Raw genomic sequence first — 21,703 nt, 5'->3', positions numbered from 1 at the left:
CCGTCCGATCGCGATCAGTTCTCGTCTCGGAGGCTATGCCCTCGGAGGTAAGGCCGCGAGCCGGCACCGCGCCGATGGGCGGACCAGGTCTCCACGGGAATGCCCGGATGCTGCGAGTCGGCCTGGAGCGGGCCGCGAGCCGGCGCTGCTCGGCGGGCGTGGGCAGAAAACGTACTATAAGAGCTTTTGATTGGGCAGGGTGAAGATCACCTGGGTGCCGCCGCCGGGATTCTCGGCGACCCGGATGGTGCCGCCGTGCCGGTCGACGATGCGCATGCAGCTGGAGAGGCCGATGCCGTGCCCGGCCGCGGAGGTGCCCTCCAGGCGGGTGAACATGTCGAAGACGCGGCTGCGCTGCTCCGGTGGGATGCCCATGCCGTTGTCGGCGACCGTTATCGCCCAGCAGGCGCCGTCGCGGACGGCGGTCACCTCGACGTGCGGGAGGCGGGCCGGGTGCCGGTACTTGATCGCGTTGGCGATCAGGTTCTGGAGCAGTTGCCGGGCCAGCACCGGGTCACAGGAGACCCTGGGCAGGCGGCCGAGTGCGGTGACCGTGGCGGTCCCCGCGTCGATCTCGGCGCGCAGGTCGGCGACGACGCTGTCGAACACCTCGCCGAGGTCGGCGGTGACGCAGCGGATCGGGGCGCTGCCGGCCCGGGCGTAGCCGAGCAGCGAGTCGATCAGGTCGCGCATCCGGGTGACAGCACGGGAGGCGGCGCCGACCCAGTGGCGCGACCGGCCGTCGGCGACGCCCTCGAGCAGCTCCAGACAGCCGCCGACCGCGGCGAGCGGGGCGACCAGGTCGTGACTGACCGCGCCGGCGAAGTTGGACAGGTCGGTGTTGGAGCGGCGCAACTCCTCGTTGGCGGCGGCGAGCTCGCGGCGGGCTTCCTCGATCACGCGCTGCTGAGCACGGTCGACGGTGACGTCGTTCATCGCGACGACGGCGCCGATCGGCGTGCCGTCCGGGGCGACCAGCGCCCGGCCGCTGACGGTGGCCTGGATCGGCTCGCCGCCGCGCCGCCGGATGACGACCTCGGCATTGCGGACCGTGCCCTCGTGCAGCGCCCGGAGCAGCGGGAGCCGCTCGGGCGTCAGCCGGGTCACGCCGTCGGTTTCGAAGAGGGCGTAGCGGTCCGCGTACTCGCCCGGGTCGGCACCGGGGTCGGCGTCCATCCCGTGCCACTCCCGCGCGGTCCGGTTGAACAGGGTGAGCCGGCCGTCGCGGTCGCAGGCGACCACTGCCACGTCGATCGTCTCCAGCAGCGTGTCGGTCCAGCGTTGCCGGGCTTCCGAGACGGCGGCCAGCTCCGCGTTGATCCGGGCCTGGCGGCGCCGCTCGAAGAGCGCCACGATGACCTGCGCGAGATCCTTGAGCCGGGCGATCTGGTGCTCGTCGAGCGTCGCCGGGCGGTCGTGGAAGACGCAGAGCGAACCGAGGGCGAAGCCGTCCGGGCTGATCAGCGGCGCCGAGGCGTAGAACCTGACGTCGGCGTGCACGCCGGTCACCCACGGATTTCCCCGGTACGTCGCGTCGAGGCTCGCGTCCGGCAGGTAGGTGAACTCCCCGGTCTCGAAGCGGATCGCGCACATCGAGTCGGACCGCGCCGAGTCGCCGCCGGTGAAACCGACGGTGGTCAGCTGGCACTGCCGGTTCTCGTCGATCAGGTTGAGCGTGGCGGTCGGCACCCCGGCGACGGTCGCCGCGACCCGGACGACGGCTTCCAGCTCGTCACCGGCCGGCGAGTCGAGCAGGCGGTACTCGTGCAGGGCGGCCAGTCGCCGCTGCTCCCGCTCGTCCGCCGGCGTGACCAGGTCCACCTCTCCCCTATCGGCGTCCGCCGGTCGTGCCTGACGATCGGGCGGCCAGCGCGTCGGCCAGCAGTCCGTCGATGACGTCACGCATCCGGGCCACCTCCGCCGAGCCCTCCTGCGCCTGCGGATAGCCCTCACCGGCCAGCAACTCCAGGTAACCGCCGACCGCGGCGAGCGGGGCGACCAGGTCGTGGCTGACCGCGGCGGCGAAGTTCGTCAGGTCAGCGTTCGAGCGCTCCAGCTCGGCGTTCGCCGCGGCCAGCCGCTCCCGGGCCTCCTCGATCATCCGGCGGCGCCGGCGTTCCGCGGTCACGTCGGCCTGGGCCAGGACCGCGCCGATGATCCGATCGCCGGGGCCGTGCAGCGGGCTGGCGTTGACCCGCACGTGCACCGGGTCGCCGTCCGGGCGGCGGATCACCATCTCCTTGCCGGTCACGACGGTGGCCCTGGTCAGAGCGACGTGCAGGGGCAGCTCGTGGTCCGGGACCGGAGTCACCCCGTCCGCCTCGAACAGGCCGAACCGGGCGGCGATGTCGGTCGGCGCGCGGTCGTCCTCCCCGCTGCGGCCGTGCCACTCGCGGGCCGCCCGGTTCCAGAGGGTCACCCGGTAGTGCTCGTCGCAGGCGATCACCGCGGCGTCGACCGTGTCCAGCAGCGTGTCCGTCCACTGCTCCCGGGCCTGCGCGGCGGCGGCCAGCTCCGCGGTCAGCCGGGCCTGGCGGCGGCGCTCGAAGAACGCGATCACGATCCCGGCCAGGCCGGTGAGCTGCTCCTGCTGCTGCGCGGTCAGCTCGTGCGGCTTGTCGTCGAAGACGCACAGCGTGCCGAGCGCATTCCCCCGCGGCGTGACCAGCGGCGCCGAGGCGTAGAAGCGCAGCCGGCCCAGGCTCCCGTCGACCCAGGGATTGTGCTGGTAGAGCTCGTCCAGCGAGGCGTCCGGGACGTGCGCGAACGCGCCCGACCCGAACTGGACGCCGCACATCGAATCCTCGCGGGCGCACTCGACCGGCGCGCCGCCGACCCGGACCAACTGGTACTGCCGGTGCTCGTCGAGCAGGTTCAGAGCAGCCGACGGCACCCCCGCGATCGTGGCGGCGACCCGCACCACGGCCCGCAGCTCCTCCTCCGGCGGCGTGTCGAGGAGGCGGTACTCGTGCAGATCCTGCTCCACCCTCTCCTCTTCGCCCGGACGGGCCGATTGCTGAGACGTTAAACTCCGTCGATGGACTTCCTGAAGCCCTTCGTTCTTCCCGTCGAGGCCCGCACTCCGGAACGCCACGAGTTCCTCGACCTCTACCTGCCCGACGAGCTGGCCGGTCCGCGCCCGGCGATCCTGATCGTGCCGGGCGGGCCGCTTCCCGCCGAGGTCAAGCCGACCCAGCGCGACTGGCCGGTCTTCCAGGGGTACGCGCTGCTGGCCGCCGCCCGCGGGGTGATCGGCGCGGTGGTCGATCATCGTCTGCACAGCCCCGAGGCGTACGCGGAGGGCGCCTCGAACGTGGAGGCGGCGCTGGAGACCCTGCGCAGCGACCCCCGGGTGGACGGGAATCGGCTGGCGCTCTGGTTCTACTCCGGGAGCGGGCTGTTCTCGGCCGACTGGTTCCGGGAACCGCCGTCCTGGCTGCGGGCCGTGGCGCTCAGCTACCCGCTGCTCGTGCCGTTCCCCGACTGGACCGTGGATCCGCGATTCGACCCGATCGCGGCGGTGGCCGAGGCCGGGGACCTGCCGATCGTCCTGACCCGGGTGGGCAGGGAGAACCCGTTCATGGCGCGGGCCGTGGAGGCGTTCGTGACCGCGGGGGCCAAGGCGAACCTGGAGATCGTCGACGTGCCGGACGGGCAGCACTCGTTCGACGCCAAGGATGACACCGACGAGTCGCGGGAAGCGATCTCGCGGGCCATGGAGCTGGTGCTGGCCCGGCTTGCCTGAGTCCGGTCGATGCCGCCGTCCGGGATCCGGGCGGCGGCATCGTGGCGATCAGGCGGCGTCTTCGTCGACCTTGTCGCCGCTGGCGTCGTCGCTGCTGTTGCGACCGGCGTTGTCGCTGGCGTTGCCGCTGCGACTGACGTTGCGGCTGCGACTGGCGTTGCCGCTGGCGTCGCCGTTGCTTTTGCGGCTGGCGTCGCCGCGCTCACGGGATGATTCCGGCATTTCCGAATCGTCATGGCTGCGTGCGGCGTGGCCGGTGCGGGATCCGTCCTCGCGCTGCGCGGAGGTCGCGTGCCGGGCCTCCTCACGGTGCCGGTGGCGCGGCCGATCCCGCTCGCCGTCACCCCCGGCGCTGCGGCCGAAGCCCCAGCCGTCTCCCCAGCCGAACACGCCGTCTCGGACCACGTCGAACCCGTCGTCGTCGAACCGCTCGAAACCGTCGTCGCCGGACTCGAAACCGTCGTCGAGGAACCAGCCGCCGAACGGGAACGCCTGACCGTGACCGTGACCGGCCGAGCGGGGCATGGCGATCGGCATCGCGGCCTGGTTGAACATGAAGATCTGCGAGTCCAGGTCGTCACGGCCGCCGTCGAAGCAGAACTTCGAGCCGGCGAGCCAGCCGAGGTCGGTGACGGAGTTGCAGCTGCGGTCGGCGTTGATCGGGCGATCCAGGTCGCGGACCCAGCCCGGGCGGTTCCGGGTCGCGTGGTGCTGGGCCGGCCTCACCCGAACCGGACGCTGGTGCTGGGCCGGACGATGCTGGGCCGAATGCTGCTGGGCCGGATGTTGCTGAGCAGGCCGGTGCTGGGCCGGATGTTGCTGGGCCGGGCGCTGCTGGGCCGGGCGCTGCTGGGCCGGGCGCTGCTGGGCCGGGCGCTCGCCGTGGGCTGCCGCCGGGCGGTCCGGGCTGACCTGCGGCCGGTCGGCGCTCACCGGCGGCTGGGCGTGCGGCGGCACGGCGTGCGGCAGCACGGCCAGCACCACCTTGCCGGCCTGCGCGTTCGCCGGCGGCAGGTTGTGAGCCGGCGGCAGGTTGCGGGTCGGCGGCTGGTTGTGGGCCTGCGGCAGGCCGTTCGCCGTCGGCGGGTTGTGCGCGACGACCGGCTGGGCCGGCACCGCCGGTCGCTGCGGGGCCGGTCCGGCCGGGGTCAGCGTGCCCGGGGTTAGCGTGCCAGCGGTCAGCGTCCCCGGGCGGGCCGCCGGCGCCTGACCGGCCGGACGGGAGCCGTTCCCAGCGGCCGGGGCCGGCCTCTGCCCGCCGGCCGGGGTCGCGCCGCCGAGACCGGGGCCGCCCACGCCGCCCGCGACGGGACCGGTCACGCGTGGGTTGTCGACGGCGGTGCCGCCGAGGCCGAGACCGGCGCCGCCGTGGTGGTGGTGCCCGCCCGCGCCGGGCGTGGCGACAACGGTGCCGCCGGGACCCAGCGCACGGGTGCCGACGCCTGCCTGCGACTGATCGTTTCCGGACTGCGGACCGCCGACCGCCGTACCGATGCCGCCTGAGCCCGCGTCGCCGCCCAGACCATCGCCGCCCAGGCCGTCGCCGCCCAGACCGTCACCGCCCAGAGCGTCGCCCTCCTGGAACTCGTCGCCCTGGCCGATCGTGCCGGGCTGCTCCAGGACGCCGTCGCCGTCGACGTCCGGCAGCGGCGGCTCGAGCGTCGGCCAGATCGCGCCGGGCGGCGGCAGCTCCCCCGCGAACGGCTTCTCGTCGTCGCCGGTGCAGCTGGCGGCGGTCATCAACAGGGCCGCTCCCAGCACGGCGCCGATCCGGCGCGGGCCTACGGACTTGAATTCGGCGCTCTGCATGAGTGGTCGACTCCCCGTACGTGGACGCCATGATCAGCATCCGGGCGGGGATCACTATTCACCGTCCGGCCGGGGTCGTCCGGGCGTTGGATCTTCGACACACCCCGGCCGGGGACCATTCCAGCCGCGCGGGTGACCGGCCGGGATGCCCGGCCTCCTCAGTCGTTAACCTGCCTTCGGCGGTGCCATCGCAGCGGTCCGGGGTGGATGCTCCACCAGATCCGGCGCCACCGGGAGCGGCGTTCCTTCAGGGCCGCGGCGTACGCGACGGCCTGCGCGCCGGCCCGATCCGCCTGCCCGGGGTCGGCCGCGCCCGGCGCGAACCCGACGGTGTTCAGCGCGTCGACGAGCTGGTCCAGCGGCGGCAGCGGCGCCTGCGCTTCGGGGCTCTCCAGGGCCGTCCCGTCCGGGTCGGTCCCCGGCGCTGTTGCCGTCCTCTCCGGGGCCGTCTTCTTCAGGGCTGATCTCTCGAGCACCGCCACCGCGCCCGGCGCCGCCCGCCGCAGCAACCCGCCAGGACGCGGCGCGGGCGGCTCCGCGGCGTAGGACGCCAGCTCGGTCGCCGACAGATGATCCGGCACCGGCTGCCCGGCCAGCCGCAACGCGTCGGTGAACTCCAGCCACGCCCCGGCGATCCGCTGATCAGGGCTGCCGTCGTACAGCCGGCGCCGGTGCAACCCCCGGCGCAGCCGCGCGACCACGAGCGCCGCCACCACCAGCAGGACCAGCAGCGACCCGGACGTCCCTCCGGCCACGACGCCGGCCGGCACCCCGTCCGCGGCCTCGACCGGTGCGGCCACCGCCGACGCGGACGCCGACGGCGGGTCCACGGGCGCGCTGGTCTGCGGCGGAGTCGTCGGCGGCGTGGTCGGCTTCGGCTGGAAGTCCTGCTCGACCGGTGTCGGATCGTCGCTGGTCGGCATCGGGTCGAACGCCACCCAGCCCAGATCGTTGAAGAGCACCTCGGGCCAGGCGACCGCGTCCCCACCGGTGACCTCGCCGCCCGCGGCCGGGGCGTCGAACCCGACGACCACCCGGCTGGGCAGGCCGGTCAGCCGGGCGAGCAGCGCGAACGACGCCGCGAACTGCTCCGACGTGCCCTCCTGACCGCCCTGGTCACGCGGCCCGAACAGGAAGTACGCCAGGTTCGGGTACGCGTGCCCGCTCGGCGCGTCAGCCGTCTCCCGGTAGTGCTCGGCGAGGAACTCCTGGATCGCCAGCGCCCGGTCGTACGACCCGCCGTTGCCCTCCGCGAGGTGATCGGCGAGCCGCCGCACGGAGTCGGGGACGCCGTCGCTGACCGACAGGTAGCGCACGACCTCGTCACCGGACGGGGACTGCGCGCCGGGCAGCATGTTGAGATCGGGCGTCTGCACCCGGGACGTGACGGTGTAGGTGAGTCCGCTGGTCAGGCTCTCCGGGCGGATCAAGGTGCCGGTGTCCGCGTCGTACGCCACCCGGGCGCCGGACACCCCGGTGGGGGTCGCGACCGCGGGGAGGAGACGGCCGGTCAGCCCGGCGATGGAGAACTGCTGCCGTACGTCGGTGACGGCGGCGCCCGCGAGGGTGGTCTGCTCCGGCAGCACCCGCCCGGCGTTGCGGTAGACGCCGCCGACCCTCCACGTCACGCCGTCATAATCGGACAGCACCGCGAGGCGTACCTTGACCGTCTTCGCCTTGCCGGTCGGCGCGGACTCCGGCTTGAACCCGAAGAGCTGCTGTTTCGGCGCGAGCATCCAGCCGGAGATCCGGTTCAGCGGGCTCTCGTCGAGGCTGTCCACCTGCGGCGGTTCGACGTATCGTCGCGGGTCGACCGGCGCGGCGTCGACCTGCCCGCTGATCCACGGGCCGACGACGGCGGCCAGCCCGAGCACCGCGACCAGCCCGGCGGCGCTGCCGGCGAGTGTCCTGGCGCGGGCTTTCCCGGACATGTCGGCGGGCGGGGCGGCCCGGCGGGCGGAGACCGCGAGCGCCGTCACCGCCAGCGCGGCGAACCCGAGCGTCGGCCCGGCCGCGGCGCCCTCGTTCGGGCCGACCACGTAGAGCGCGCCCGCGTAGAGCCCGGCCGGTGTCAGCGTGCCGAGCAGCACCCGCCGGGCCCGCACCCCGACCTCGACAGCCGCGAGCCCGGCCAACCAGGTGGCGATCATCGGCACGACCACCGTGTCCGGTGTCGACTCGACCGGGATCATCGCGGTGAGCAGCCGGGGAATGCCGTTGACCAGGGAATCCCGGACCGTGGTGGTGAACGGGGTGGTCACGCCGGCATGCCCCGCGGCGATCTTCAGACCGATTCCGGCGTACGCGACGAGCAGCACCGTGGAGACCGGCGCCGCGCTCCACGACGGCAGGCGGCGGGTCGCCAGCCCGGCACCGACGGAGCCGATCGCGGCGCCGGCGACGAGCTGGACCAGCAGCGCGTCGGCGTAGATCCGGCCGAGCACGACCCCGGCGAGCGTGAGCATGCCGGCGAGCGCGGCGGCCACCACGTACGGCCGGGCCCTCACCATCCGCGGACCCCGTCCCACGCGGCGGCGAACTCGGCGCCGTCGGCTGCCTCGATGACGATCAGCCGGTCACCGGCACTGACCGGCGCGGCGTCGCGGTCGCCGAACAGGCCCGCGAGCACCACCGGGTACGTCCCCCGCAGCGAGCTGAACGTGCCGAGGTCACCGCGCCCGCCCGGCCCGGTCAGGAAGACGAGCGTGTCGCCGAGCCGCTGCGCACGCAGCCGGCGCAGGGTCGCGTCGAGGTCGCCGTCGACCAGGGTCACCTCGGTGAGCACGTCCAGGTACGGCCCGGTCGCGACGGCCGAGACCAGGTGCAGGCTGACCGGCAGGTCCTCGCGCACCGCGGCGGCGACGATCGACGCGGCCGCCTCGCACGCCGACTCGAACGCCTCCGGGTCGGGGTAGGCGCGTGCCCGATCGTCGAGCAGCACCACGATCGTCGGCTCGGAGGTGTCCAGCTGCTCGCGGACCATCAGCTCGCCGACCTTGGCGGAGCTGCGCCAGTGCACGCGGCGCAGCTCGTCGCCGATCACGTACTCCCGGAGCGCGTCGAACGTGATCGTGCCCTGCGGGACCTTGTCGATCCGCCCGTCGAGGCTGCGCGCCATGCCGGCCGGAACCGCCCGCAGCAGGTGGATCGTCGGATGGACCCAGACGTTGGCGATCTCGCCGTACGTCCGGTTCAGGGTGACCAGGGCGAGCGGGTCGGCACGGGTGACCCGTAGCGGGCCGATCGGCACGATGCCGCGGCGGGTGGTCGGCACCGGGTACTCCACGGTGGTGTCCATGCCCGGGCGCAGGCGCAGCAGCGGAACGGGCACGCTCGCCGGGCCGCAGCGATCGGTGGCGACCATGCTGGCCGCGCGCATCCGGCTGGTGTTGCTGACGGTCAGGCGCATCCGTGCGGGCTCGCCGCGGGCGACCCGGTCGGGCTCGGCGACCCGCCGGACGCCGAGCTGCGGCCGCCAGTAGGCGAAGACCAGCGCGCAGCCGACCGCGACCACGGCGACCGCGCCGAGCAGAGCGAGATCCGGATAGCCGTACGCGAACCCCGCGGTCAGCAGGGCAGCCGCCGCGGCCAGCAGGCCGATGCCGCGAGCGGTCACGCGCTCGCCGGCAGCGGCACCGGCACCGAGTTGATGGCGTCGGCGAGCACCTCGGTCGCGGTGACGCCGCGCAGCTGGGCGTCCGCCGAGAGCAGCACGCGGTGCGCGAAGACCGGCTCGACCAGGGCTTTCAGATCCTCGGGGAGGACGTAGCCGCGGCCGTTGATCAGGGCGTAGGCGCACGCCGCGCGGGTCAGCGCGATCACCCCGCGGGGGCTGACGCCGACCCGGACCTGCGGGTGGTTGCGGGTGGCGGCGGCGAGCCGGACCGCGTACGCGTACAGCGGGTCGGCGACGTGGACCTGCAACGCCATCTTGACCATCTCGCCGACGGTGTTCGTGTCGGTGACCGGCTCGAGCGTGTCGGGCGAGCGGCCCGCGGCGCCGCGCAGCACCTCGATCTCGACCGCCTCGTCCGGGTAGCCGACGCTCAGCTTGACCAGGAAGCGGTCGAGCTGGGCCTCGGGAAGACGGTACGTCCCGTCCATCTCGACCGGGTTCTGTGTGGCCACGACCAGGAACGGCTGCGGGACCGGGTGCGGCACGCCGTCGACGGTGACCCGGCGCTCCTCCATCACCTCGAGCAGCGCCGACTGGGTCTTCGGCGACGCGCGGTTGATCTCGTCGGCGATCACGATGTTCGCGAAGACCGGGCCGGGGTGGAACTCGAACGCCCGGCTCGCCTGGTTGAAGATCGTGACGCCGGAGACGTCCGAGGGCAGCAGGTCGGGCGTGAACTGGATGCGCCGCCACTGCCCGCGGACCGACGCCGCGAGTGCCCGCGCGAGGGTCGTCTTGCCGACGCCGGGCACGTCCTCGAGCAGCACATGGCCCTGCGCGAAGAGCGCGGTCAGCGCCAGCCGCACGACCTCCGGCTTGCCCAGCACGATCGAGCCGATCCGGTCGGCGAGCTCACTCGCGACCTGGGCGAAGCCGGAGACGTACGACGGCGGCAGCGGTTCGGGTGTCACAGGGTCCTCATCAGCAGTTCGGCAGGTACTTCAGGTTGGCGTCGTTGCCGCCCCCGTCGATGTTGAACCAGGCCAGCGGGATGTAGGTCTTACCCTTGTAGTTGACCTGGATCCAGGTAGTGCTGCGCTTGTCATCGTTGTAGACGAACGCGTACACCTCTTCGCCGGAGTCCTTGCAGTACGCCTGCAGGTGCGTCCCGTTCTCCACCCATCCGGCCTGCTGCCCGTCGTCCTGCCGGGTGACCTTGAAGATCTCGTTGCCGTTGCGGCCGTCGACGTCCTTGTTGCAGTACGTCTTCTGGTCGCCGGTCTTGCCGTTGATGCAGGTCGCGGTACCGCCCAGGTAGTCCGTCGTCTTCGTGGAGTTCTTCGACACCGAGCCGGCCGCGTTCTTCGCCGTGACCTTGAACGTGTAGTCCGTGCCGGCCATCAGTCCGCTCACCTTGAGGCTGGAGCAGTTCCCCGAGGACGTGCCGGCCGACGTCGACACCGTGCAGGTGGCCGTCCCGCCACCGGCGTCGACGCTCAGCGACAGCGTGGCGGTGTTGAACGTCGCGTCCGTCCCGGTGATCGTCAGCGTCGGCGCGGCCAGCGTGCGCGCGGTCGCCGTCGCCGGGTCGCTCTCCCCGCCCTCGTTCACCGCGACCACCTGGACCTGCACGCTCTGACCGGTACCGAGACCATCCAGCGTGGCGGACGTCCCGGCGCTGACGTCGGTGCTCTTGTCGCCGGCCTTCACCACGTACTTGCTGATGGCACGGCCGTTGTCGGCCGGAGCCGTCCAGGTGACCTTGATCGTGCCGGCCTTGTCGCTGACCGTCGCGGCATCCAGGTTCTCCGGTTTCGCCGGCTTGCTGAACGGCACCACGCTGTTGCTGACCGCGGAAGCCTTCGACCCGGCGCCGCGCTCGTTGACCGAGACGACGGTGAACGCGTACTGCTTGCCGAAGTCGAGCTGCCCGGCCGGGATCGTCATCGAGGCGCCCTTGGTGTCGCCGATCGGCGCGCTGCCGCCCTCGCTCACCCCGGTCACCGTGTAGTGGTCGATCTTCAGGCCCTGCCCGTTCGCGGCCGGCCAGGTGACCGTGACGGTGCCGTCGCCCTTGGCCTCGGCGACCGGCGTGCCCGGCGGGTCCGGCACCTCGGCCGTCGGCTTCACCGGGTTGCTCGCCCGGTCCGGCCCGGCGCCCTTGGCGTTGACCGCGTGCACCTGGAACGTGTACGTCTCACCGTTCGTCAAGCCGGTCACGGTCAGCGCGCGCTGGTCGGCGCCCACGTCGAACGTCTTGTTGTTGCCGGTCACCACGTACTTCGTGATCTCGGCGCCGTTGTTGGGGGCCGCCTGCCAGGTGACCCGGGCCTCGGCGTTGCCGGCCGCGGCTCGCACGTTCTTCGGCGCGCCCGGCTTGCTGACCACCGGCTTGTTCGGCTTCTTCTTCTCCGGCGGCGGCGTGACCGGCGGCGTCTTCACCGGGGGCGGGTCGCCGCCGAGGACGTCGTCCGCATACTTGTCGACCGGGCGGACGCCGTGCTGGTTGTCGACCACCTGCGCGATCGGCGAGCCGGGCGCGTTGACGAACAGGTAGTTCTCCCGGACGTCGAGTTCCAGCGAGCCGCCGGGCCGGTCGAACGTGATCGGCTTCTGCTGAGCGCCGCTCTGGTCGAAGACGTGCACCGTGCCGCCGTCGGTGTCAGCCGCGTAGTAGTAGCCCTCCCACGCGACCGCCGGCTGCAGCTGCGACTCGCCGCCGGGGACGGTGAACTGCGCCTTGATCGTGCCCTGCGGGTCGACGCCGACGATCTGGCGGGTCGCCGGAACGGTGACCGCGACGGTGCTGCCGTCGGTGTGCGGGGCCAGGACGCCCGGCCCGGTCAGCGGCAGCGTCGTCTTCGAGGTCGGGGTGTCGCCGACGCGGAAGAGATCGTTCGTCGTCCGGTCCAGCACCGCGATGCCGTCGTCCAGAGTGGTCATGGTGAAGTCGTGGCTGGCGCCGCCGACCTGCTCGGTGCGCACGCGCTGCGGGTCGCCCCCCGGGCCCTCGGTGGATTTCGGCGCCGGGGAGATGGCGGTGGCCGTGCCCTCGCTCGGCGCCACGATCCAGAGGCGGCCCTTGCCGTCGAAGTCGCCACCGGTGATGCCCGGCGGGAAGCTGACCGGCTGGCCGATCGCCTGCAGGCTCTTCGGGTCGACCTGCTGCACCTTGCCCTGCACCGAGTCGACGACGAACGCCGAGTCGTCGTGCAGGGCGACGCTCACGCCGATGCCGGGCGACGACTGCTGGCCCCAGTACGCCTGGAGCTCCTTGAGGTCCATCGAGCCGATCGCGCCGGTGTTGACGTCGCGCAGGATGACGAACCGGTCGCTCTGGCTGACCTCCAGGCTGTGCCCGCGGGCCTGGCCCACGTCGACCCGGGTGTCGATCTTCGCGGTCACGCCGTTGACCCGGGAGACCTCGCCCTTGCCCTTGCTCCACACCCAGGACGCCGCGTCGTAACTGGCCACCGCCTCGTCGGCCTTGGCCAGCCCGAGGACGGTCGCGCCGAGGCCGGCAGCGAGCGCCAGCACCGTACCCATGGTGACCAGATAGCCACGACTGGGCAATCGACGCTTCCGAGCACCCTCCGGTGCGGCGTCTGTGCTGCTCACAGCGGCTGTCCTCCCCGTTTGCGAAACCTGGCGTGCCAAGGACGCAGGCCACCATACCGGGATCGCGGCGGCCGTCGATACCCACCGTTCCCGGCTGTGGACAACCAGCTAGATCACTTCTTGCCCCGATCGGTGCAGACCTGTGGCGAAGTGGCGAACTTGTCGGTCGCATAAACGGCCACCACGGCGAAGCAGTAGTCGAGTGACGGGCTCAGTCCCTCGATGCGCCGGGAGGTCTGCCCCGGGCCCACGGTGCTGACCGGTTTCAACTGCTCACCCGGGTGCGCCATGGTGACCATGAAGCTCACCGTGGCGTCCGTCGGATCGCTCCAGGTCACGTCGATCTTGGTGCCCGCGTCGGTCAGCTTCACGTTGCCGGGCGGCGCGCCCGCCAGCGTCGGCGAACCCGGCGCAGTGTCACCCTCGTCACCCTCGCGAGTGTCCCGGGCCAGGGTGAAGACCAGCGCCGCCACCGCGACGACGGCAGCGAGAGTGGCGGCGATCACCGCGAACAGCGCCATGCCCCGCTTGCGGTTACCACTTTTCCCGTACGTCGTGAGCGCGTCCGCCGCCACCTCCTGCGCGGGCGCGGGAGCGGGGCCACCCTGCCAGGTGCCGTCCGTGCCCTGGTGATAGACGCCGGGCTGCTGCTGCTCGTAGACACCCAGGTGGGTGGACCGCTGGAAACCGCTCGGCACCGGATCCTGCTGACCGTGGACGTCCTGCTGCCGGTAGACGCCCGGATGCGCAGTCGGCTGAAAACTGCTCGGGGCGACATCCTGCGGCCCGCTCCCCGCCTCGGGAAAGTAGACGGTGGACTGCGGGGCGTCCGCGGCCTCGCCCGGCCACCGGTTGAAGTCCGGCCAGGCGGTGAACGGCTCGTCCCCGGCCGGCCCGGCAGTGACCTGGGGCAGTTGCGAGGTGGCGTCGTCGACGGGGTGCGGGGTCGGCTCGTGGGTCCAGGAGGGGGGTTCCACGACGCGATCGCGTGCCGGTTCAGTCGTCTTCGGCGCAGCCTTCCACTCCGGAGCAGGTTCCCACTCCGGAGCGGGCGTCAACTCCGGTGTCGGCTTCAGCTCCGGTGCCGGCTGGGGTTCCGCCGGCTTGACGTTTGCCGGCCCGAGTTCCGCCGGGTCGGGTTCCTCACGGGCGGGCGCAACCGGAATCGCGGGGAACTGCGGGCGTGCCGGAGAAACCGGGACGGCCGGAGCCGACACGCCCGGAGTGACCGATTCTGGTCGTGCTTCGGGCGCAGGCTCATGCCATACCGGAAACTTGATCTGAGCCGGAACCGGATCGTCCGGGGTGATCGAATCCGGTCGCGGCTCCGGCGCGGGCAGCGGCTCCGAGCGCAGCGGCATGACCACCGGGTCAGGCCGCTGAACAACCACGGCATCATTTGAGCCGCGGTGGAAGAGAGCCGGCCCGGACTCCGCCTTCGGCACACCGAAAACGCCCGGCTTCAGCTGCTGGAACGGCGTTTCGGCAGGCTCTTCGGCGGTCCAGGGCGCGGGCCCCCAGGGCGACCCCGACTCCTTCTTCCCCGCCGGCGGCTCCCTGTCCTCCGGCCGCTGCGACACCTCACTCACGGCCTGCGATCCCGTTTGCGGTGTCGTCCTGCTCTCCGCCGGCCGCGTCGCGTCGCCGCCCACCCGCGGCGTCGCCCTGCTTTCCGCCGGCTGCAGAACCGGCGGCTCCGGCAGGCGCCGCGCGGGAATCGGTTGCCCCGAGGGGGTCGTCGGCTCCGTCACTCCCCGCGGATGGCCAGGACCCTGCGCCCACGGATTGCCCTGCCGCGGCGCCGGGATGCCCTGCCAGGGTGACGGCTGCTCCGGCGCCTGTGCATCCTGGGCGGCAGCCGGGCGGGTGATCTGCGGTGGCGGCGGAAGCTGAACGCTCGGCTCCGGCCGCAGAATCGTCGGGTGGTTGTCCGGCGGCGGCATCGCCGGGCCGCTCTGCGGCATCTGGCGCGCGGGCTCGTCCCGTACCGCCGAAGTCTGATCTTGTCCGAGATAGGCCTGTGCCCGGACGACCGCCCAGTGCCCCGGCCCCAGCATCATCGGCCCGAAGTCCGCCACCCGCCCGAACGCGACCCGCGCCTCGTCCCGGTGCCCGAGCTCCTCGGCGAGCACCCCGAGGTCGTAGGAGATCTGCAGCATCAGCGGGTCATCGTCCCCAAGACTGAACTGCCCGGCCTCGTGCGCCTCCTCCAGCACCAGTTTCGCCGCCGCCGGGTTCCCCGCCTGATGATGCAGCGACGCCAGCTCCCGTTGCGTCGCCAGAACATCCGGATGGTCCTGGCTAAGATTCGCCTGACCGATTTCGATCGCACGTTCGAGCAGCACGGCCGCCCCCGCCAGATCACCAGCGGCAACCAGCGAGTGCGCCCTTTCCAGGGCCGGAGTCAACGGGGAGGGGTGGGACACCCCGCCATGCTGCCCGCTACGCCCCCGCAAAACCAGGCCGGATCCCCATTCGCCCCCAGATGCCCCGCAATGTCCACGCCCCCACCCCTCCTGCGACCCCCCTCCGGGACCGTGTACTGTTCTCACCTGTGCGGCCGACACGGCAGCCGAAACCCCCGACAAACACGGGGAAAACGGGTGCCGCTAAGCTGTACGAGCAAGTCCGGGTGGCGGAATGGCAGACGCGCTAGCTTGAGGTGCTAGTGCCCTTTATCGGGCGTGGGGGTTCAAGTCCCCCTCCGGACACAAACTAAATCCCCATGAGAGTCCGCTACAGACTGTGTCTGTACGCGGACTTTCTGCTTATCCGGGTGATACGTGAGCCGGATCGCCAGTTGCTGATAGACCTCCGCCCGGTCGGCGGGATCCGCCTCATCCAGAACAGTGAAGATGTCACCGAGCTGGCCGACGAGATCCGCGATCTGTTCCCGGCTCATCCCGCGCGACCGGCTGCGGCCGGGGCATGTTCAGCACTTCGAGAACCTGCCCGCGTTCCTTCTGGACCTCGCTGATCCAGCCGGTGACCACCACCAAATCAGCACCGGCCTCGAGCGCCGCCCGGATACGCCTGACGAGCTGGTAGCCATACGGTGGGTGGCCGCGGATATGACGGCCCTGATCACGGACTTGGGCCGTTGTCACCGCGCTGGTCCGCGACCGGTTACGCAGCACCTCGCGCTCCGAGGTGCCGATCAGATCGGCGGAACGCTCACCCAATCCGGATGTCGTCGGTCTTGGTGTCACGGGTGGGCGGATGCCGGACGAGCAGCGCGGCGCCGGGACGGCCAGGATCGACGCCCACTGGCTCTCTCGCTGGCCTGCCGCCTACCCCGGGCCGGGCAGGACTCCTGTGACGCTCATGGACTCATTCGGCCGCGGCGAGCTGGTCTTGCAAGCTTTCCCGGCGCTGCGTGAGGAGGTTGATGACGGCCTCGGTCTCCGCGATTCCGGTCAGACGGCACTCCGCCTCGCACACGGCTGAACGTATCGACGTGGACTTTCGGCGCGGTGATTGTTCACTGAACGCGCAACGCGCACGATCGCTACCGCGGCGAGTTCGCCGACACCACCGCCCCCGGTTGGCGGGCAAGGGCGGTGGTGGCTGGTCCGTAGCGGTATTTCAGCTGGCCGGCGCTGCAGGCAACGTCGCCCGGACCGCGCGCACATTCGCGGCATACATGCGGGTACCGATCATCTTGTAGATGGCTCGGGCGGGTGCCGGCATCTCGTGCAGGAACCAGTGCCGCTCGGCCGGTGTGGCGTCTTCGAGGACGACGCCGGCGAGGATCATGAGTGACTTGAAGTCGCTGGGCAGGTTCTTCATCGCGGCGGCCTGTGGGGCCTTCCACTCCGGCACGCTCAGGTGTTCACGGACCAGCGGCAGGACGTTGCTTTCCTCGAGGTCGAGGTGCTCGTCGAGCAGGGCAGCCAGTTCTTCCAGGTGTTTGGCCAGGCCGGCGCCGGTTTGCGGGTCGGCGACACCTGCCCACCTGGTCAGCCCGGCAGTGATCTGGTCGATGAGCTCGGCCAGCGTCTCATGCTGTTGCTGCATCGTGTCGATGATGGCGTCGCGGTCAGGAAGCCGCTGATGCAGCAGTGGCCAGATGTACTCGTCTTCGCTCTCGTGATGTTCATGGAGCATGGCCAGCATCAACTTGGCGTGCCGCACAACCGTCTCGGAGGCGGCCTGGTCGCCTGGAGACACGGTGGCGACGATCGGCGCCAGCAGCCGGAACTCGCGGCGCAGCGCTTTGTGGATCACCTTCATCTCATCGGTGTCGGGGATGTCCGCCGGGGCAGCGGGATTCAAGGGGACGGCCACGTTTCCTCCAGCATCGGTAGTTCGCTACAGACGACGGCGGACAGCGGCGGAAGTTCACTGCCGTACCAGGAAATTGCGCCTTCTGAGACCTACAACACTGACTGGAGAACGTAACTCCTTCTTCAGTTCACATTTAGTCGGGACCGTCAGACTGGTAAGGACTCAGTCGACGACGAACTTCGACGGCCATGATCCGCGCATCCGGATTTGCGTCCATTTCTTCGAGGAGCTTCGTCCAGACAAGATACGCGTCACTGATTTCACCGCTGGCGTAGAGGATGTCGCCGAGCGAGACTCGTGTGTTCATCTCAGCCTGCACATTGCCTTCGCTGGCGTTCAACGCGAGATAGTAGATGACGATCTTCAGTGCAGCGGCGTGCCTGCCCTGGTCGCTGTAGATGCTGGCGAGAGTCGTCATCATGCGGTCTTCTTGCCGGAGATCTTTCAGTTCCCTCGCCAGCTGTGCTGCCGCCAGCGCTGCGTCTTGGCTACTCTGCAGGTCACCGACAGCCCGGTAGTCGTCGGCGATGATGGTGAGTGCGTTCAGTTGGAGGTCGCGACGCCCGGCGTCCTGAAAGACCTCTAGTGCCGGACGCAGGTGCTGGATCGATTCTTGGTATTTCCGCTGCGTTTGAGCGATGTAGCCGAGGTTCACCAGGATCTGCGCCTGGCCTAAGTGATCGCCGTCCTCCCGGAAAAGGTCCGCAGCTTCTCTGAGATGGTATGAACTGGCGGTCGGATCGCCCATGAAGTGGTATGCGCCGGCGATGCTGTGGTGACTGTAAGCCATACCTTTTATGTTGTTCGAGCGCTGCGCGGCATCGAGTGCTGTTCGCGCCGTCGCCTCCCATTCCCGGAGGAGCAGATGGAAGGTGTACATCTCTTTGGCGAACAGTGATAGATGCCAACATGCGTCACTGTCGTCATCGCTCGCGGCCTCGACGACAGCTCGGATATTGGAACGTTCGGCCATGAACCAGGCAGAGGCCGCCGCCCGATTATCGAATCGCTCCGGCGTGACTCCTGCCAACTGTTCTGGCTGACCGATCGGCGCATATCCGGGACGGATGGCCTGGCTGGTGGCGTACGTGCTGCAGAGGAAGTGACTTATCAGGCGACGGCGTGCCTCGCCCTGGGCGGACAACGACTCCTCAGCTGCGCGGAGTTCAGCAGCGTATGCACGGACCAGGTCGTGCAGCCGGTAACGGTTGGATTGCTGCCGATTCAACAGCCGGGTACGCACCAGTTCGGTCATCTGTGATCGCGCGTGCTCTGGCGCGACTCCGGCAAGACTGGCCGCGACTTCGACGGTTACCTCAGGCCCTGGATGTAGGGACAACAGCCGCAGCATCCGGGCAGATTCTGGGCTCAGCAGCCGGTAGGACCAGGTGAAGACCGTTCGCAGATCTCTTTCGAGTTCGTCGTCACTGAAGCCGTCCAAGGTCGTGGTGTCCGAGCTCAGCTCTTGGGCGATTGCGGTCAGGCGATGATCGGCGTCTGCTGCAGCCCGGGCCGCGACGATGGCCAGAGCAAGCGGAAGCCGGCCACAGCGCTCGATGATCTGGTCAACCGCTCGCGGTTCAGCCGCGACCCGGGCGCTGCCAAGGCGCCGCGCCAGGCAGTCGCGTGCGTCATCGACGGACAGGACGTCCAGGCTGCGCAGATAGGCACCGTTGGTGGCCGCGAGGCTGCTGAGCCGGCCACGGCTTGTCACCAGGACGGCATGTCCGGCCGTTCCGGGCAGCAGCAGCCGCACCTGCTGGGCGTCACGGGCGTTGTCGAGCACGATCAGCATCTGACGGCCGGCGACCATGCTGCGGTAAAGAGCGGCTCGAGCGTCGAGCGAAGCCGGGATCACGTCCTGGCCGACGCCGAGAGCCCCGAGAAAGGCCTGCAGGACGTCGGCCGGTTGAGCGATGCGGCTGTCGGGATCAAAACCACGCAGGTCGGCGTACAACTGACCGTCAGGAAAGTGCGGTGCAACCGCATGGGCGACATGCACTGCCAGGGTCGTCTTGCCGACGCCCGGCATACCGTCGAACACCAGAATGGGCAGGCTCGACCGCTGCCCTCGCAGCAGCCGCACACCGTCGCGGGTCAGTTCGGCGCGCCCGGCGAAAACCCGAAGGTCCGATGGAAGCTGGGCGGGCGGCACAGCAGGCATCGGCGGCACGGGTGGCGCTGCGGCGGCAGCACCCGTTGCCACGGGTGTACCGCTGGCAGGCGCTTCGACGGCCGCGCCATCGCCGCGGCTGATGACAGCCCGGTATGCCGCCTGCAGTTCCGGGCCGGGTTCCACGCCGAGTTCCTCGGTCAGGCGGCCACGGATGCGGCCGTAGGCGGCGATTGCCTCGCTCTGGTTGCCGTCGGCCGCCAGGAGCATCAGGAGCTCGGATTGCAGGCCTTCGTCGAACGGGCTGCGGATTGCGGCGTCGCGCAGCGACGGGAGTGCCCGTGCCGCGCCCCCGCACCGCAGAGCCGCCTGGGCGGCGTCGCGGACGGCTCCGATGTACTCGCGTTCGATGGCGACGAATTCGGGGTGGGAGTCGACAGCTGCGCCGAGGCCTGCGGCGCAGCGGCCCCGCCACAGGTGCAAGCCGGCAAGGGAGGCATCCAGTGCGGCCGAGTCGTCGCCCTCGCCGCTCAGGCGCCGCCCGGCGGTGACCTTGGCCCGGAATTCGGCCAGGTCGAGGCAGCTGTCATGCAGGACGAGCCGGTATCCGCCGACGTCACGCAGCAACCATCGGCCGGTCTCGCGAGGCGGCAATCCAGGTTCCAGGACGCGCCGCAGCGCGCCGACGTAGCGGTGCACCATGTTGACGGCGGTCGGGGGGACGTCATGCCCCCAGAGGAAGTCGACGAGCTCGGACACCTCGACGAGACGACCGGCTTTGGCCAGCAGCAGCGCGAGCAGCAGGCGCTGGTGTCTGGTTCCGATGACAAGCTCGGTGGCGCCTCGCCACACACGGACCGGTCCTAGAACAGCGAAACGCAGCCGATCACCATCGCCGTTACTGACCGGCATTTCTCCCCCGTTCGCCCTCGCCTCTGTGCTCGCGACGGCATCCCAACATACGCCGGTAGCGGTTCGGCCCCTTGCTTACGGGTGAGGATTGGCTACGGGCTGGGCTGCGAAAACAGGCGTGAGCCGTCCCGGTGGTGGGCTGCCCCACAGTCGCTGGGACAGCGGTTCGGCGTACACCACGCGGCACGAAGGCCCGAACGGGCGGAACCAGGCCGGCGGCACGGGTTCGCTGACGCGGGAGAGACGCGAACGGGCAACCCGGCTGTCACTGGGATCAGCGAGCGTTCACTGATCATTAAGACCTACCTGCCTAGCCTTTGCCGTGGCGGTGCGCCGACTGCTTGAAGCAGCAATGCGATCACGGTTGTCGCACTGATACTTTCACGGAAGGGCCCCGGGGTGAGCACGAACAACAGCACCAGTGCAACTGTTGCGACTCGAATGGAGATCGCTCACAGAAACCACTCCCAAGCGTTGTTCACCTATTTGCGCGGGTTGAACCGTCACGAGCCTCAGCTGGCTGAGGACCTGTTGCAGGAGACGATGCTCAAGGCATGGCGACACCGTGACTCGCTTCCGGTCGAGGATGAACGAGCCCGCCGATGGCTGTTCACGATCGCGCGCAACATCACCATCGATTCCGTACGCTCACGTAAGGCCAAACCAGCCGAAGTGCGCCTGGCGGATGCCGGCGACGCGGCCGGCGGTGAGTTCATGGACTACACACTGTCGCTGCAGGCGATGAGGGCGGCGTTCGAGCAGCTCAGCCCCATGCAGCGCACAGTTCTGCACGAGTTGTACGTTGAGGGACGCGCTGCTGACGAGGTCGCCGTGCGGCTCGGTGTGCCTGTGGGCACCGTCAAGTCCCGCGCTTTCTATGCGCTACGGGCCGTACGCAAGGCGATGGCTTAGGCTTCGGGAATCAGTATCAATGTGCGCGCGGGCAGCCATGCAACCAGTCGGCCAGAACCCGCCGCGGTGATATATCAGACTCCAGTTACTGATTTCTTATTTACGAATGAATGCAGTTTGCGATGGCACGCGACGAAGAATCCGAGGTAGCTTTCCCGGCATGTCTGACCATTCCATCAACACCACTGTTGCGCCCTCGGGCACCGGCTGCGTCGAATGTCTGGCCACCGGCCGCTGGTGGCTGCACTTGCGGCGATGCGCCGAGTGCGGGCACATCGGCTGCTGCGACAACTCCCCGTCACAGCATGCGACCAAGCATTTCCATGCCACGGGACATCGGATCATCCAGTCATTCGAACCGGGCGAGGAGTGGTTCTTCGATTACCGCACTGGCCGGTTCGGAGGCGGTCCAGCGCTCGCCCCACCCTCCAGCCACCCCAGCGATCAGCCCGTTCCTGGTCCGGCGGGGGCCGTGCCGGCCGACTGGGAGTCCCAGCTCAACGACTGACACCCGTACCGAAAGCCTGATCCCGCCTCTGAACGTCGCACGTGGCAAGCCCGGCGGGCGGAGCCGGCGGTGCGCGACCTGAACGAGCAACGCCGTTGATCGGGGACCGATCGGCACCGGGAGCACTGTCGGAGGGGTCCCGGCGCCAGCCGGCAGCGGCCAGCCGAGTATCGATCCAGCGGG

The 21,703-nt window shown here is 70.4% G+C and carries 14 protein-coding genes and 1 tRNA gene; 4 read left to right on the top strand and 11 right to left on the bottom strand.

Features of this window, described 5'->3' with window-relative positions; all coding sequences use genetic code 11:
* Nucleotides 1-174 precede the first annotated feature (174 nt).
* Nucleotides 175-1,821: a sensor histidine kinase gene (locus Acy02nite_RS30175; protein WP_239175347.1), complete on the bottom strand. Its 1,647-nt coding sequence runs from the start codon at nucleotides 1,819-1,821 to the stop codon at nucleotides 175-177.
* A gap of 7 nt (nucleotides 1,822-1,828) precedes the next feature.
* Nucleotides 1,829-2,986, bottom strand: a complete 1,158-nt coding sequence (locus tag Acy02nite_RS30170) for a GAF domain-containing protein (protein ID WP_203747039.1) — start codon at nucleotides 2,984-2,986, stop codon at nucleotides 1,829-1,831.
* Nucleotides 2,987-3,037: 51 nt separating this feature from the next.
* Here Acy02nite_RS30170 and Acy02nite_RS30165 point away from each other — a divergent pair, with 51 nt between their 5' ends.
* Nucleotides 3,038-3,745, top strand: a complete 708-nt coding sequence (locus Acy02nite_RS30165) for an alpha/beta hydrolase (protein WP_203747037.1) — start codon at nucleotides 3,038-3,040, stop codon at nucleotides 3,743-3,745.
* Between the two features lie 48 nt (nucleotides 3,746-3,793).
* Here the strand turns inward: Acy02nite_RS30165 and Acy02nite_RS30160 are convergent, their stop codons facing one another.
* The 6 genes from Acy02nite_RS30160 to Acy02nite_RS30135 all read right to left on the bottom strand — a co-directional run bounded on the left by Acy02nite_RS30160 (nucleotide 3,794) and on the right by Acy02nite_RS30135 (nucleotide 15,214).
* Entirely contained in the window at nucleotides 3,794-5,554 is a 1,761-nt protein-coding gene (locus tag Acy02nite_RS30160) for a hypothetical protein (protein ID WP_203747034.1), read from the bottom strand.
* 158 nt (nucleotides 5,555-5,712) lie between these two features.
* Complete coding sequence (locus Acy02nite_RS30155; RefSeq protein ID WP_203747032.1) at nucleotides 5,713-8,064, bottom strand: transglutaminase TgpA family protein; 2,352 nt, start codon at nucleotides 8,062-8,064, stop codon at nucleotides 5,713-5,715.
* A complete protein-coding gene (locus Acy02nite_RS30150; RefSeq protein ID WP_203747029.1) occupies nucleotides 8,058-9,170 on the bottom strand; it encodes a DUF58 domain-containing protein in 1,113 nt (370 codons plus the stop codon). Before Acy02nite_RS30150 ends, Acy02nite_RS30155 begins: the two co-directional genes overlap by 7 nt.
* A complete protein-coding gene (locus Acy02nite_RS30145) occupies nucleotides 9,167-10,141 on the bottom strand; it encodes an AAA family ATPase (RefSeq protein ID WP_203747026.1) in 975 nt (324 codons plus the stop codon). Before Acy02nite_RS30145 ends, Acy02nite_RS30150 begins: the two co-directional genes overlap by 4 nt.
* Nucleotides 10,142-10,151: 10 nt before the next feature.
* On the bottom strand, nucleotides 10,152-12,716 hold the full coding sequence (locus Acy02nite_RS30140; RefSeq protein WP_203747668.1) for a fibronectin type III domain-containing protein: 2,565 nt from the start codon (nucleotides 12,714-12,716) through the stop codon (nucleotides 10,152-10,154).
* A 185-nt stretch (nucleotides 12,717-12,901) separates the two neighbouring features.
* Nucleotides 12,902-15,214, bottom strand: a complete 2,313-nt coding sequence (locus tag Acy02nite_RS30135; protein ID WP_203747023.1) for a fibronectin type III domain-containing protein — start codon at nucleotides 15,212-15,214, stop codon at nucleotides 12,902-12,904.
* Nucleotides 15,215-15,414: 200 nt separating this feature from the next.
* On the opposite strand from Acy02nite_RS30135, the gene Acy02nite_RS30130 reads away from it, so the two are divergent.
* Nucleotides 15,415-15,499 (top strand) — tRNA-Leu (locus Acy02nite_RS30130).
* A gap of 147 nt (nucleotides 15,500-15,646) precedes the next feature.
* Here the strand turns inward: Acy02nite_RS30130 and Acy02nite_RS30125 are convergent.
* The 3 genes from Acy02nite_RS30125 to Acy02nite_RS30115 all read right to left on the bottom strand — a co-directional run bounded on the left by Acy02nite_RS30125 (nucleotide 15,647) and on the right by Acy02nite_RS30115 (nucleotide 20,100).
* Nucleotides 15,647-15,970 carry a hypothetical protein gene (locus Acy02nite_RS30125; protein WP_203747019.1) on the bottom strand — a complete coding sequence of 108 codons (324 nt, stop codon included), beginning with the start codon at nucleotides 15,968-15,970 and terminating at the stop codon, nucleotides 15,647-15,649.
* A gap of 403 nt (nucleotides 15,971-16,373) precedes the next feature.
* On the bottom strand, nucleotides 16,374-17,075 hold the full coding sequence (locus tag Acy02nite_RS30120) for a hemerythrin domain-containing protein (protein WP_203747016.1): 702 nt from the start codon (nucleotides 17,073-17,075) through the stop codon (nucleotides 16,374-16,376).
* Between the two features lie 133 nt (nucleotides 17,076-17,208).
* Nucleotides 17,209-20,100, bottom strand: coding sequence for an AfsR/SARP family transcriptional regulator (locus Acy02nite_RS30115; protein ID WP_203747014.1), 2,892 nt, complete (start codon nucleotides 20,098-20,100; stop codon nucleotides 17,209-17,211).
* A 399-nt stretch (nucleotides 20,101-20,499) separates the two neighbouring features.
* Here Acy02nite_RS30115 and Acy02nite_RS30110 point away from each other — a divergent pair, with 399 nt between their 5' ends.
* Together Acy02nite_RS30110 and Acy02nite_RS30105 are read left to right on the top strand one after the other, a co-directional pair.
* Nucleotides 20,500-21,012 (top strand): sigma-70 family RNA polymerase sigma factor, encoded by a 513-nt coding sequence (locus Acy02nite_RS30110; RefSeq protein ID WP_203747012.1) that lies wholly within the window; start codon nucleotides 20,500-20,502, stop codon nucleotides 21,010-21,012.
* A 160-nt stretch (nucleotides 21,013-21,172) separates the two neighbouring features.
* Nucleotides 21,173-21,520 (top strand): UBP-type zinc finger domain-containing protein, encoded by a 348-nt coding sequence (locus tag Acy02nite_RS30105; RefSeq protein ID WP_203747010.1) that lies wholly within the window; start codon nucleotides 21,173-21,175, stop codon nucleotides 21,518-21,520.
* Nucleotides 21,521-21,703: the final 183 nt, after the last annotated feature.

The sequence above is a fragment of the Actinoplanes cyaneus genome (assembly GCF_016862095.1).
Classification (GTDB): Bacteria; Actinomycetota; Actinomycetes; order Mycobacteriales; family Micromonosporaceae; genus Actinoplanes; species Actinoplanes cyaneus.
The sequence above is the reverse complement of the archived record's forward strand: the minus strand, read 5'-3'. Positions and strand labels throughout refer to the sequence as shown.